The following is a 14,584-nucleotide window of genomic DNA, read 5'->3' as shown; positions in this document are numbered from 1 at the left end:
TTTTGTATTTATGTCTTCATAATCACATTGCTGTGAGATGTATAGTCATGTATAAATTTGTTTGTGAGAAGATATATAAATACAGATATTAAAGATGTAATTATAGATATTTTATATAATATAGCAACGATGTCTGCATTAAAATGACATTCCATAAATTGAAGAATAACAAATGTAGGATAAAAGAGAAAGCCTTCTCCTAATAGCATTGTTATAAATTTAAGTGAAAAAGGAATATATTGATACTTTTTTTGATGTTTATAAAGAACTTCTAAATGACAAACTTTCTTACCAGGTGTTTGGCCATTGTTATAAATTGGGATAATTGCATAATATATAAAATAAACAAATAAACATATACTTATAATCATAATTCCTTGATAAAAAGAGATTTGATAAAAGTCAATTCTTGTTGTTTTGGTTTGAGTTATCATTGAATAATAAAGTAAAGTTATAAAACTATATATAAGTGAAGAAATAAACCAGTCTATAAGATAAGCAGTTAATCTTTTCGCTTTATACTTCATTTGATTCTTCCAAAATATATTTCTTATCTAATGATTTAATAAATGGATAATATATCAATCCTGAAACTATCAAAACAACAACTTGTAAAACACCACCACGCCAGTCATTACACATTAACCAGCCAGATATAGGGGCAGGTGTTGTCCAAGGAATTGTGACACCAGTTGGATAAGGAACGAGACCAGCATACATTGAAAGATAGGCAATAAGAACAGAGCATGTTGGGGCAAGAACAAATGGAACTAACATCATTGGATTTAAAACAATTGGCATCCCAAATATAACGGGTTCATTAACATTAAATAATCCTGGTAGAATAGATAATTTTCCAATTTGTTTTATACGCTTTGATTTACATTTGTAAGCCATAATAATTGTTAAAGGTAATGTAATACCAGAACCAGTTAAAAAGACAAAGAAATTAATAAAGTCCATTGTAACTATATAGGGTCTTGCTGCTGTCACAGCAGTTTGATAAATAGCTAGATTTTCTGCTCGCGTTGCATACCAAATTGGGTCCATAAAAGAATCAACTACAGATGAACCATGAATTCCAAAGAACCATATAAATGAATTCAAGAAAGAAGCAAACAATGTTCCAACTAATGATGTTGTTATACTAGCCAGTGGCATCTGTAGAACTTGAATAATAAAGTTTGTCACTGTATCATAAGGTGTTAATGAAACAACAAGACGAATAATTAAGAAAATAGGTAAAACAACAGCAGCTGGTATCAAAGCATTAAATGATCTTGAAACAAAACTTGGAACACTTTCAGGCATTTTAATAATCCAATTTTTATGAACAGTATAACTATAAATTGAAGTTGCGATTAAAGCTGTTATCATAGCTGTAAACAAGCCTTGAGCTTCAAAATTAGAAACAGCAAAACCGCCATCTTCCATCTGGGCTAATAAGATAAAGTAAGCAGATACTGAGATACCTACAGCAGATAGAGGTTCAACTTTATTTTTAAGAGCTAAGCTATTAGCAATTCCAATAATAGATAACAATGATACCAATCCAGTTGTTGCAGGAACCATAATATCCCAACACCATTGACTCCAAATATCTCCTAGTAAAGATGTCATTGTTTCTTGAAAAATAGGTAATGGAAAATCTCCTATAATAATACAAACAGATCCAACGATTAATATCGGCATAGAAAACATCAAACCATCTTGTAAAGCAGCTAAATATTTATTATTAGATAATTTGTTAGATATAGGCATTAATGTTTTATCTAACAAATGTGTTAATTTATCCATAAATTCACCTCCTATTTCAATTTAGGAAAATAGTCTTTATTCACAGAAATATAATCATCTAAAATCTTTCTTGCTAAATCTGTATCAACAACAGTTCTATTGACAACTAAAGCTTGTAAAGCTTTTTGATAAGAGCCTTCTAAAGTTGCATCAACCGTTAATTTTTCATATGCATACTGTCCTTCTAGAAGGCCTTTTTCAAAAGTTGGGACATCGCCAACATGGAAAGGCTCAGCACCATGATTTCCAACTTGGCAAGCAACTTCTAGCATCATACCATCATCCAAATTATTGACAATTCCATTGTTTTTTACCATTAATAAAAATGTATCTTTGCGATTATAAGCAATACTCATAGCAAGTTCAACAATATATGTCGCATGAGCATCATTATGAGCAACTGTAGCTTGTTCAATACCATCATGAGATTCTTGAGCATATTTTTTATCTAAATCATATTGTGTTCCTCTTATTGCATGTAAGTCTATAATACTTTGACAGTATTCTTTCACTCGTTTTTCTCTACCATCTATAACTTCATTGGCTCGTGTATAATTGGGATCTATATGATTGACCATTGTATTTGGGTAGAGATAATATTGTAAGTATGTATTGGGTAATGAGTATGGGTAGTCTTGTACCATCTTCTCTAGGTGTTTAAATGTAAAGTTCCAATAATCATCATTTTTATCAGTATAATGTAATTCATCATCACAATGACCATTCTTTAATTTATCTAACAGAACTGGTAGAACATCTTTTCCAGTTTCTTTATTATATAAATGGGTAAACCAACCAAAATGATTTAATCCAAAATATCTGGGTTCAACATCAGTACGTTTTAAACCTGCTAAAGGTGCAAAGATATCCATAATAGAAATAGGCATATCACAAATATTAAGAATTCGATAATCATCTGGAAATATTCTCTTTGTAGCTTCAGCAACAATAGCAGCAGGGTTTGAATAATTTAAAATCCAAGCATCCTTTGAGTATTGTCGAATATCATGAATCAATTCAATCATTCCTAAAACACTTCTTACACCATAAGCAAATCCTCCTGGTCCACATGTTTCTTGACCAATGACACCATATTTTAATGGGATTTTTTCATCTAGTTCTCTCATTTCTAATCCACCTTGCCTAATCTGTACTAAAGCAAAGTCAATATCAGTAAAAGCAGTTTCTTTATCACATGTAAAAACATATTCATCTAACTCTGAGTAATATTCTTGAAAAAGAATGGAACCAAATTCACCTATAGGTTTCTGTCTTTTTTCATCAATATCATATAAGACTATCTTACGTAAAGGAAATTCTTTCTTTACAAGACATAACATTTCCATCATATCAGGAGTATAAGTACTTCCACCTCCAACAATACAAATAGAAAATCTCTTACTATTCATTTTTTTCTCCTCCATTTTCTCTCAAAAATTGGCCTCTCTTTGATAGTTTCATTGTAGCAAACAAAAAACTGGCTGACAATGCAACCAGTTGATTAAAAAATATGTTAAGTATGAAAAAAACATGTTAAGATGATTCTTTTTTTAGGACCTCCGTTAATATATTTTCTATAACAAAAATAGCAGTACCTACATAATAATCAGGAGTTTCAAAAAATTTATTTTGTTGAAACTGTAACTGAATATGGTAATCAGAAAGCTTAGCTATTGTAGATTTTTGTGTTGCTGTCATAGCATATATTTTATGTCCCATCTTCTTTGATAAATTAATAATTTGGATAATATCCTCTGTTTCTCCACTCTTTGAAAAAATAATAACAACAGAAGGTTTGCTTCGAGCATTTATACAATCAATAGGAGCACCTTCATATGCAAAGATATCGAATTCTGCTAATCTTTTAAGAAAATATCCTGTAATCATACCTGAAAAACCTATTCCTACAAGATATATTTTTTGATCTCTATATGTATGAATATCATTAATGAGTTGTTGCATAGTATCCATATCTTCTTTATGAATAAACTCCTCTAATGAGTGATTGTTATGGATAGAAACCTGTTTATGAATATTATCATTAAGTATATATATCATCTGGCTATAACCAATAAAGCCTAATTTTTTAGCAAGATTTATAATTGTTGTTGTGGAAACAAAAGTTTTACTTGCTAATTCTCTAATAGAAATACGTTCATTTCCTATTGCTAATTCATTCATAATTGTTTCTACAATATTTAATTCTGTATCATTCAAAACATATCGCTTGGCTATATCTCTTAAATTCATAAAATCACTCCTTGTGATATATTGTAAGCGACATTGTTTTTCTTGTAAACACAAAGGTATATATTTAACACAAGAATTAAAATTTTTCTAACTCACACGGAAAAGTAGATAAAGTATAGTCACTTCATGATATCCTTATAAAGGATTTTTCTTTATACAATCTTAATGTCATTATCTTTTTTATTAACACCATCTTAAAATCACTTCGCATATACTATGGATATCAAAAGAAAAAGGGGGAAAAGATGATGACAATCATGATTTCAATTATTGGTTTGATTGCTATGATTTTATTATTTTACTATGTGTATATCCTTATGAAGGGAGATCAACAAAAATGAAGTCAACTCTTATACAGTATGTCCTATATTTCATTGCTCTTATTATCTTAGCTATTCCAGTAGGAGCGTATATTAAAAAAGTCATGAATGGAGAAAAAACATTTTTATCTCGAATGTTAGTTCCTTGTGAAAAAGCAGTTTATAAGATCATGCATATTGACTCACAAGAGGAAATGACTTGGAAGAAATATACAGTCAGTGTGTTAGTATTTTCACTTATTGGTTTTGTTTTCTTATTCTTATTACAATTGTTACAGGGTTATTTGATGGGAAACCCACAAGGATTATCAGGTGTAAAGTGGGATTTATCATTAAATACAGCAGCCAGCTTTATTACCAATACAAATTGGCAAGCTTACAGTGGTGAGTCAACACTTAGCTATTTGACTCAGGCATTGGGACTTACAGTTCAAAATTTCGTTTCAGCAGCGACAGGAATTGCTGTGTTATTTGCACTGATTCGAGGGTTTATGAAAGTGGAGGCTAAAGGATTAGGAAGTTTTTGGGTCGATATAACAAGAACGATTATCCACGTTTTGATTCCATTGAACTTGGTTATCTCTGTTTTATTAGTTGCTGGTGGGGTTATTCAAAATCTTGAACCTGCACAGACTGTATCATTGGTAGAACCGATTGCAGTGAATGTTGATGGTGAAATTATAGAAAATGCGCAAATAGATATTGCATCAAAAACAGTAACAGTCAATGGACAAATGGTTCCACAAGCTAAAATAATCACTGAACAATTTGTACCTATGGGACCAGCTGCTAGTCAAGTTGCGATTAAGCAAACGGGAACAAATGGTGGTGGATATATGGGTGTGAATTCAGCTCATCCATTAGAAAATCCCAACGCATATACGAACTTTATTGAAATGACATCTATATTATTAATTCCAGCAGCTTTATGTTTTGCATTTGGTTCAATGATTAAAAATAAAAAACAAGGAATGGCAATCTTTTCAGCTATGGCTATTTGCCTTGTTCTAGCAATGGGCTCTATAGCAGTAAGTGAGCAATATGCAACACCACAGTTGGCTCAAAATGGCAATGTTGATATTGGTATGGTAGAACAGTCAGGTGGAAATATGGAAGGAAAAGAGTCACGTTTTGGAATTGCCACTTCAGCAACTTGGGCAGCTTATACAACAGCCGCTTCCAATGGATCTGTGAATTCTATGCATGATAGTTATACACCTATAGGTGGAATGGTGACAATGCTATTGATGCAACTGGGTGAGGTCGTGTTTGGCGGTGTTGGTTGTGGTTTATATGGCATGTTGGCATTTGCAATACTGACTGTCTTTATTGCCGGATTAATGGTTGGACGAACTCCAGAATTCTTAGGTAAAAAAATTGAGCCATATGAAATGAAATGGGCAGTTGTTGTCTGTCTTGCAACACCAGTTGCCATATTGGTTGGGAGTGGTATAGCGGCTGCTTTACCAAGTACTGTTGATAGTCTCAACAATACTGGAGCTCATGGATTATCAGAAGTTCTTTATACGTATTCATCATGTGGTGGAAACAATGGTTCAGCTTTTGCAGGATTCAATGCGAATACAGTCTTCTTTAATGTTTCTTTAGCACTTGTGATGCTTTTTGCAAGATTTGTACCTATTATAGGAACACTTGCTATTGCAGGACATTTGGTAGAAAAAAAGAAAATCGCTGTAACAGCAGGAACACTTTCAACGACCAATGGAATGTTTGTCTTCTTATTAATTTTTATTGTTTTATTGGTAGGTGCATTGAGTTTCTTTCCAGCGTTAGCTTTAGGACCACTTGCTGAATTCTTTGGTATGTTATAGAGGGGGAAGAATTATTATGGAAAACAAAAAGAGAGCAATTGCTGATAAATCAATGATTATGCGTGCTATTAAAGATTCATTCACTAAACTGAGTCCAAAAACACAAGCTGAAAATCCAGTTATGCTTTTGGTATATATATCAGCTATATTAACAACTTTGTTGTGGCTTGTTTCTTATACTGGTTATAAAGATGCTGCATCAAGTTTTACATTTGCTATTGCACTTATCTTATGGTTAACAGTTTTATTTGCCAATTTTGCTGAAGCGATTGCTGAAGGGCGTGGAAAAGCCCAAGCAGATTCTCTAAGAGCTGCCAAGAAAGATGTAGAAGCACATAAAATTGAATCTTTATCAAATAAAGAAGAATTTGTTGATATTCCTTCAACATCTCTTGGTAAAGGTGATTTTGTTATTGTCAGAGCTGGTGAGCAAATTCCAGCAGATGGTGAAGTTATTGAAGGGGCTGCATCAGTAGATGAAAGTGCCATTACTGGTGAATCTGCACCAGTTATTCGAGAGAGTGGTGGAGACAGAAGTGCGGTCACAGGTGGAACAACAGTTTTATCTGATTGGATTGTTGTGGAGGTCACTCATGATCCAGGAGATAGTTTTTTAGACAAGATGATTGCTATGGTCGAAGGTGCAGCGAGAAAGAAAACACCTAATGAATTAGCCTTACAGATCTTTTTAATCGCACTATCTATTATCTTTATATTGGTCACTGTTTCTCTTTACACATACTCATCTTTTTCAGCAGCCCAAGTTGGGATTGATAATCCAACATCTGTTACAACGCTAGTTGCCTTATTGGTATGCTTAGCACCAACAACAATCGGAGCCTTGTTATCCGCTATTGGAATTGCTGGTATGAGTCGATTAAATCAAGCCAATGTTTTAGCAATGAGTGGACGTGCTATTGAAGCAGCAGGAGATGTTGATATCTTAATGCTTGATAAAACAGGGACAATCACTTTAGGAAATCGACAAGCTTATGAATTGATTCCAGTAGATGGTTGTCATCCTCATGACTTAGCAGATGCTGCTCAGCTTTGTTCATTAGCAGATGAAACGCCAGAAGGACGAAGTGTTGTTGTTCTTGCAAAAGAAAAGTTTAATATTCGAGCAAGACGTTTAGAAGATAAAAATATGAAGTTTATTCCCTTTACTGCAAAAACAAGAATGAGTGGTGTTGATTTTGCTGGTCATGAAATTCGTAAAGGTGCAGCAGATTCAATCAAGGAATATGTATTGGGTTATGGTGGAACATATAGTCATGAATGTGAACAGGCAGTCAACATGATAGCTAATCAGGGAGGAACTCCTTTGGTTGTTGCTAAAGATCATAAAATCATGGGTGTTATTCATTTGAAGGATATTATTAAAAGTGGAGTTCAGGAAAAGTTCTCGGATTTAAGAAAAATGGGAATTAAGACAATTATGATTACGGGTGATAACCCACTTACTGCTGCAGCAATTGCAGCAGAGGCAGGCGTTGATGACTTTTTAGCAGAAGCGACTCCTGAAGGTAAATTAGAAATGATTCGTGATTTCCAAGCCAAAGGGCATTTGGTTGCGATGACAGGTGATGGAACAAATGATGCTCCTGCTCTCGCTCAGGCTGATGTTGCTGTTGCCATGAATAGTGGAACGCAGGCAGCCAAAGAGGCAGGGAACATGGTGGATCTAGATTCTTCTCCAACGAAATTAATTGATATTGTGCGTATTGGTAAGCAATTATTAATGACACGTGGAAGTTTAACAACTTTTTCAATAGCCAATGATGTGGCAAAATACTTTGCGATTATTCCAGCCTTGTTTATTGGCTTATATCCTGAATTACAAGCATTAAATGTCATGTCTTTGCATTCTTCTCAAAGTGCTATTCTATCAGCAATTATTTATAATGCATTGATTATAGTAGCTTTAATTCCTTTGGCGTTAAAAGGTGTGAAATATCGTGAAGTATCAGCCAGTAAGTTGTTATCAAGAAATTTATTAGTATATGGGATTGGTGGAATTATCACTCCGTTTATATGTATTAAGGTCATTGATATGCTACTAGTTGTATGCCATTTGGTATAGGAGGGTTATAGAATGAAAATGGTTAAGAATGTATTTCCCAAAGCAGTTCTTATTTTTGTTATCTTTACAGTGTTATGTGGTATTATTTATACAGGTGTTATTACAGGCATTGCACAAGTCTTTTTTCCAGAACAGGCAAATGGCAGCATTATAGAAATCAATGGAAAAAAATATGGAAGCGAGTTATTAGGTCAGCAATATACTGATATTAAGCACATGTGGGGTCGTATCATGAACATAGATGTAACAACATATGTTGATGATAAAGGACAACCTGTTATGTATGCCTCACCATCAAATTTAAGTCCAGCAAGTGAACAATATCAAGAAATTGTAGCTGAACGTGTTGAAAAAATACGTGCTTCACATCCTAATCAGGGGAATATGCCTATACCTGAAGATTTGGTAACATGTTCAGGGAGTGGGTTAGATCCTCATATCTCTGTAGCCGCAGCAAAATATCAAATTCAACGTATTGCAAAAGCACAGGATATGACAGATTCACAAGTTCAAGAGATTGTTGATAAATGTACTGATGGACGTTTCTTAGGCATATTTGGTGAGGAGACTGTTAATGTTTTAAAAGTGAATCTAATGCTTGATGGTATTTTAAAATAGAACCTATTATGAGGTTCTTTATCTTTAAAATCTTTATACTATTTTAATAGGAAGAATGCTAGAATGATGATGGGGTGATAGATGATGTTTCAAAGAACTGAACCAGATGAAATTTTAAAAAAAATTCATGATGAAGAAAGAAAACAAGGACGTGGATATTTAAAAATATTTTTTGGTTATGCTGCGGGAGTTGGAAAGACATATACAATGCTAGAAGCTGCTCATACAGCAAAAAGCCGTGGTGTAGATGTCGTTGTCGGATACGTAGAACCACATGCCAGACCAGAAACAACAAGACTGGTTCAAGGATTAGAAAGCTTATCTCCAAGAATTATTGAACATAATCACATTCAACTCAAGGAATTTGATTTAGATGCAGCACTTGCAAGAAAACCAGAGTTAATTCTTGTTGATGAATTGGCTCATACAAACGCAACTGGTTTAAGACATCATAAGCGTTATCAGGATATTAGAGAATTATTAGCAGCTGGAATTAATGTTTATACCACTGTAAATGTTCAACATATTGAAAGTTTAAATGATATGGTTGCATCTATTACTGGTGTTTTGGTTAGAGAACGTATTCCTGATTATGTTTTTGATGATGCAGATCAAGTTGAATTGGTAGATATAGAACCTAATGATTTGATTGAAAGATTAGAAGCAGGTAAAGTCTATCAACCAAATCAAGCCAAAAAAGCTTTATCAAATTTTTTTAATAGAGATAATCTCATTGCATTAAGAGAAATAGCGTTAAGAAGATGTGCCGATCGTATTAATAAAATGACTGAACTTGCAAAAGCAGATAAGGGGATAGATTATTTTACTGGGGAACATATATTGGTATGTATTTCATCTTCTCCAACCAATGCGAAAGTTATTCGTACAGCTGCACGTATGGCAGCTGCTTTCAAAGGGCGTTTAACTGCATTATATATTGAAACTTCAGATTACATCCGTATGGATCAAAAAAGTTTAAATACATTAAGTGAAAATATGCATTTGGCACAACAATTTGGTGCACGAGTTGAGGCAGTATGTGGTGATGATATTGCTTATCAGATTTCAGAGTATGCACGTTTATCTAATGTTTCAAAGATAGTCTTGGGAAGAAGTCAAACAAAAAAGCATCTTTTTTCAAAGCCATCACTCGTTGAACAACTCACTTTTGCAGCTCCTAATTTAGATATTTATATTATTCCAGTCAAAGGAACATCGGTTTATCGTTATCAAAAATATAAAGAAAAACCTCAATTTGTATTGAAAGATTTCCTGATTTGTATTTGTGTGATTATAGCTATTACTTTCATAGGATACTTATTTCAAAATTTTGGATTTAGTGAAGCTAATATTATAACTGTTTATATATTAGGTGTTTTAATGATTTCAATTATGACATCCCAAAGAATTTATAGTATTGTTTCTTCATTTTTAAGTGTACTGGTTTTTAATTTCTTTTTTACAAATCCTTATTTTACATTTCAGGCATATGATTCTGGTTATCCAGTAACTTTTGTGATTATGTTTTTAGCGGCTTTTATTACAAGTGGTTTAGCAGTTCAAATGAAAAACAGTGCGAAACGTGCCGCACAAACAGCATATCGCACAAAAATACTCTTAGATACAAATCAATTAGTACAAAAGGAAAAAAATAAAAAAGGAATTATTGATGTCACATGTCATCAATTGATGAAACTACTCAATAAAGATATTATTTTCTATCCAGTTGATGAACTCAATCTTCAAAATCCCATTGTGTTTTCAATAGATGACTCAAAAGATATTGAAAAATGTATCAATAATAATGAAACTGCAGTTGCAACCTGGGTTTATAAAAATAATAAACATGCAGGAGCAACAACACATACATTAGGAAATGCAAAGTGTTTATACTTGGCTTTGCGTGTGAATGAGAATGTTTATGGTGTTGTAGGGATTAGAATTAAAAATAAACCTTTAGATCCATTTGAACATAGTATAGTCTTGTCAATTCTAGGGGATGCGGCTATGGCTCTAGAAAAGGAGCAGGTCATAAGAGAAAAGTCTAAAGCTGATTTAATAGCTAAGAATGAGCAGTTACGTGCAAATTTACTACGTTCAATTTCACATGATTTAAGAACACCATTAACATCTATATCTGGCAGTGCAGGGATACTTTTATCGAGTAGTGATACACTAGATGAAAAAAATAAAAAACAATTATATACTGATATTTATGATGATTCTTTGTGGCTTATCAATCTTGTTGAGAATCTCTTATCAGTAACACGTATCGAAGATGGAACGATGCAATTAAATATGACAACTGAATTAATTGAAGAAGTTGTTCATGAGGCATTACAGCATATTAGTCGTCAAGGAAGGGAACATCATATTCAGGTTCAACAAGATAATGAATTCATTCTTGTAAAAATGGATACAAGACTTATGATACAAGTGATTATTAATTTAATTGATAATGCTATTAAATATACACCAAAAGGTTCGCATATTCTGATTCATGTTTTTAAGCAGAAACAAGAGGTATGTATTGATGTTCAAGATGATGGACCAGGTATTACTGATGAGATGAAACCACATATCTTTGATATGTTTTATACAGGTAATATGAAAGTCGCAGATAGTCGAAGAAGTTTAGGACTAGGATTGGCTTTGTGTAAATCTATTGTGAATGCTCATCATGGTACAATGAGTGTTCTTGATAATCAACCAAAAGGTGCTATACTTAGAGTCATATTACCAGTAGAGGAGGTCATATTGCATGAATAAAACATCAACAATTCTTGTAGTTGAAGATGATAGTGCAGTACGCAACTTAATTTCAACAACCTTACAAGCTCACAATTATAAGTATTTATTAGCATCAAATGGTGAAACAGCTATTTTAGAAGCATCTTCACACAATCCAGATATTATTTTGTTGGATCTTGGCTTGCCAGATATAGATGGCATTGAGATTATTAAAAAGGTCAGAAGCTGGTCAAATATGCCAATTATTGTGATTAGTGCACGTAGTGAAGATAGTGATAAAATAGAAGCACTTGATGTAGGGGCTGACGATTATTTAACCAAACCTTTTTCTGTTGAAGAACTTCTTGCAAGATTACGTGTAACTTTAAGACGATTAAGTTATATTGAGAACACAAATGTACATTCATCCACTTTTTTGAATGGTGGATTAAAGATTGATTATAGTGCTGGATGTGCATATTTAAATGATGAGGAATTACATTTGACACCAATAGAATATAAATTGTTATGTGTGCTTTCAAAAAATATGGGGAAAGTTCTGACTCATACTTATATAACTCATGAAATATGGGGAAGTTCTTGGGAAAGTGATGTTGCTTCATTGCGTGTATTTATGGCTACATTAAGAAAGAAAATAGAAAAAGAACCATCTTCTCCACAATATATCCAAACTCATGTTGGTGTTGGATATAGGATGTTAAAGGTTGAGTGAACTCCTTTAGACATCTATTATTCATTCTAATAAAAAATGACTTATAAGAATAAAGCCATTTCATATATGTTATTGATAATCTTTTTCAATACATTCCTTCTGATGGATATAAATTTGTTCAATGATTGGTTTTCCTTCAATATAGTTCCATCTTTGTATAAAAGTTGGTTCAACCATGAACAATCTTTCATTTTCTAAATGAGAATATGATTGAAAAGATGATAAGAAATACTTTTGAAAATATTTACAGAAATCTTGATGATCTAAAGGATGTCCTATCTCTTTACAGATACCTTCAATTTGAATATTATCAAGACATAATGCAACATTTTCATTGTCTTGAATATCTTGGTATTTTCTAAAAGTCTTATCAGTTTGAAAATAAAAAATACCATTCATAATTAAAAAACTCATTTTTCTAGCAGTGACTTTATCTTGATGAGAAGTTGCTAAAACTATTTTCGCATGATCTCCTATTTGCTGAAATATGTTATTGTATTTATTTATATAGTTACTGTTCATTCTCTTCTCCTTATTTTATCATTCCACCATGAAACAATGCTTCATATATTTTATGAGAGCGATAATATATATCTTCACTCCCTTGAAATGTAGAAAAGTCCCCTATGATTTTAGATATATAAGTATACTCACCTCTAGTATAAATCTCAGGCCCTCTAAAGGGTCTTTGTTCATTAACCAAAGCTAAAGCCTCTTTTAAAAATTCACTATTAAAATCTTCACTTAAAACTTTTCCATAATAATTCATAGACCAGCATACATGAACATCATCATAAATAATTTCTTGTCCAGAAAAAAATGAAGCACCAAAGAATGAATCATAATATTGATATTTTCCATTATGATAACTATAATCATGAGAATCCTTTCTTAATGAATTCATTTTGTTTTTATGAGATGCGTATGTTGATTTTTTAGCTTCAACAAGAAAGGAAACAAGCTGATTTGTATTGGTAACTTGTGGTGTATCACTTCTACAATCATCATCTTTAATGAAGTGATCAATAGTTATTCCAAAAATATGTGATAAGTCAATGAGATATTCTAAACTAGGTGTAATGACACCATTCTCCCATTTGGTAATTGTTTGCCTAGATACACAAAGTTTTTCAGCTAATTCTTCTTGTGTGAGCATATTCTTTTTTCGATAATAAATCATTTTATCATGTAACATATATAGCCTCCTTGTCTATCAACAGTATAACATGAACAATTTTCATACACTAGCAAGCAGAGTTTACATTTTTGCTACTTTGTTATCTTTAATGTTTTTGTTTCAGGAGATACTTTTTCTATAACTTGTTTGATTTTTACGGATGACTATGCTACATGTTAAATATTATAGAAATTATTGTTGTGTATATCCTGAAATTATCACTTTTAATGTTATCTTAATAGACTCGTCTTTTTTATTAACACTATCTTGATAGATTATTCTCTATAATATACTTGTAGGGAGGGGAGACATATGAAGAAACAACAAGATTTAGATGAATATTTAATATTAGAGGAATTTAGCCAGGAGATGAAAGAACTCTTTGCATATTGCCCACAAAAATGTGAAGAAAAAATATTAGAAGTTTTAAGTCGCTATCCAGATGCACCACAACCCCAAAATTTATTAGGTATTTTAGCAGAATATAAGAATGATAAAATTTTAGCTATGAAACACTATCGAGCTGCTTGGGCACTGGCTGCTGATTATTCTCCATCGAGTGCAAACATCTCCAGACTAGCAGAATTTGATTATCAAAGACAATACTATTTTCATGTTAAAGATGTTCAGCAAAAAGATGAAGAACAAAATACTTATCAATTTTTAAGAAGAGTATTGGGATAAAAACTATCATTTTTTATCTTTCTTAACATATACTTTATAAAGAGGATTTTATTGTTTTGATTATATAATTCATGATTTAAGTAAAAATAATGTTAATATTTTGCTTTTTTCAAAAAATAAAAGAAAAAGTGTTGACAAAAGAACATTGTCAATGTATTATAAACGCAAGTTAAAAGTGAAATCGAGGATCAGGAAGAGTAATTTGTTGAACGCTTCAAGCGAGGTAACATAGAGTGGAAGGTTACTAAGTAGAAACGAATGAAACGCACCTGTGAGAGTCCATTGGAAAGATAGTATAATGGAACGTCACCTGCGTTAAAGGCAAGAGTGGTTAGAAAATTTTCTAACAACGAGAGTGGT

12 protein-coding genes and 1 other annotated feature (1 of these 13 cut by a window edge) are annotated in these 14,584 nt (G+C 32.4%); of the genes, 6 read left to right on the top strand and 6 right to left on the bottom strand.

Annotated features, from left to right (window positions below):
- Nucleotides 1-8: 8 nt before the first annotated feature.
- From GQF29_RS07505 to GQF29_RS07490, 4 genes are all read right to left on the bottom strand, one after another.
- Nucleotides 9-527, bottom strand: a complete 519-nt coding sequence (locus tag GQF29_RS07505; RefSeq protein WP_054325453.1) for an RDD family protein — start codon at nucleotides 525-527, stop codon at nucleotides 9-11.
- A complete protein-coding gene (locus tag GQF29_RS07500) occupies nucleotides 517-1,797 on the bottom strand; it encodes a PTS sugar transporter subunit IIC (protein ID WP_008789157.1) in 1,281 nt (426 codons plus the stop codon). Before GQF29_RS07500 ends, GQF29_RS07505 begins: the two co-directional genes overlap by 11 nt.
- Nucleotides 1,798-1,808: 11 nt before the next feature.
- Nucleotides 1,809-3,206 carry a family 4 glycosyl hydrolase gene (locus GQF29_RS07495; RefSeq protein ID WP_008789158.1) on the bottom strand — a complete coding sequence of 466 codons (1,398 nt, stop codon included), beginning with the start codon at nucleotides 3,204-3,206 and terminating at the stop codon, nucleotides 1,809-1,811.
- Between the two features lie 124 nt (nucleotides 3,207-3,330).
- On the bottom strand, nucleotides 3,331-4,047 hold the full coding sequence (locus tag GQF29_RS07490) for a MurR/RpiR family transcriptional regulator (protein WP_008789159.1): 717 nt from the start codon (nucleotides 4,045-4,047) through the stop codon (nucleotides 3,331-3,333).
- 337 nt (nucleotides 4,048-4,384) lie between these two features.
- Between GQF29_RS07490 and kdpA the strand changes: the two genes are divergently transcribed.
- The 5 genes from kdpA (at nucleotide 4,385) to GQF29_RS07460 (ending at nucleotide 12,363) form a co-directional block, all read left to right on the top strand.
- Nucleotides 4,385-6,199: a potassium-transporting ATPase subunit KdpA gene (kdpA, locus tag GQF29_RS07480; protein ID WP_008789160.1), complete on the top strand. Its 1,815-nt coding sequence runs from the start codon at nucleotides 4,385-4,387 to the stop codon at nucleotides 6,197-6,199.
- Nucleotides 6,200-6,215: 16 nt separating this feature from the next.
- The gene (gene kdpB / locus GQF29_RS07475) at nucleotides 6,216-8,282 is read left to right on the top strand and encodes a potassium-transporting ATPase subunit KdpB (protein ID WP_008789161.1); all 2,067 of its coding nucleotides are present in this window, start codon (nucleotides 6,216-6,218) and stop codon (nucleotides 8,280-8,282) included.
- Between the two features lie 12 nt (nucleotides 8,283-8,294).
- Nucleotides 8,295-8,900: a potassium-transporting ATPase subunit KdpC gene (gene kdpC / locus GQF29_RS07470; RefSeq protein WP_117598883.1), complete on the top strand. Its 606-nt coding sequence runs from the start codon at nucleotides 8,295-8,297 to the stop codon at nucleotides 8,898-8,900.
- Between the two features lie 81 nt (nucleotides 8,901-8,981).
- On the top strand, nucleotides 8,982-11,669 hold the full coding sequence (locus GQF29_RS07465) for an ATP-binding protein (protein ID WP_029158229.1): 2,688 nt from the start codon (nucleotides 8,982-8,984) through the stop codon (nucleotides 11,667-11,669).
- Complete coding sequence (locus GQF29_RS07460) at nucleotides 11,662-12,363, top strand: response regulator (protein WP_008789164.1); 702 nt, start codon at nucleotides 11,662-11,664, stop codon at nucleotides 12,361-12,363. The genes GQF29_RS07465 and GQF29_RS07460 overlap by 8 nt, the downstream gene beginning before the upstream one ends.
- Nucleotides 12,364-12,432: 69 nt before the next feature.
- On the opposite strand, the gene GQF29_RS07455 is transcribed toward GQF29_RS07460, so the two are convergent.
- Together GQF29_RS07455 and GQF29_RS07450 are read right to left on the bottom strand one after the other, a co-directional pair.
- Nucleotides 12,433-12,885 carry a pyridoxamine 5'-phosphate oxidase family protein gene (locus tag GQF29_RS07455; RefSeq protein WP_008789165.1) on the bottom strand — a complete coding sequence of 151 codons (453 nt, stop codon included), beginning with the start codon at nucleotides 12,883-12,885 and terminating at the stop codon, nucleotides 12,433-12,435.
- A gap of 10 nt (nucleotides 12,886-12,895) precedes the next feature.
- The gene (locus GQF29_RS07450) at nucleotides 12,896-13,558 is read right to left on the bottom strand and encodes a DUF5680 domain-containing protein (protein WP_008789166.1); all 663 of its coding nucleotides are present in this window, start codon (nucleotides 13,556-13,558) and stop codon (nucleotides 12,896-12,898) included.
- Between the two features lie 294 nt (nucleotides 13,559-13,852).
- Here GQF29_RS07450 and GQF29_RS07445 point away from each other — a divergent pair, with 294 nt between their 5' ends.
- Complete coding sequence (locus tag GQF29_RS07445; RefSeq protein WP_008789167.1) at nucleotides 13,853-14,224, top strand: hypothetical protein; 372 nt, start codon at nucleotides 13,853-13,855, stop codon at nucleotides 14,222-14,224.
- Between the two features lie 175 nt (nucleotides 14,225-14,399).
- Nucleotides 14,400-14,584, top strand: a binding site (T-box leader); it runs 24 nt beyond the window's last position.

Source organism: Coprobacillus cateniformis (assembly GCF_009767585.1).
In the GTDB taxonomy this organism is placed as follows: Bacteria; Bacillota_I; Bacilli_A; order Erysipelotrichales; family Coprobacillaceae; genus Coprobacillus; species Coprobacillus cateniformis.
Note: the sequence above shows the minus strand (reverse complement) of the source record. Positions and strands in the feature narration are given on the sequence as shown.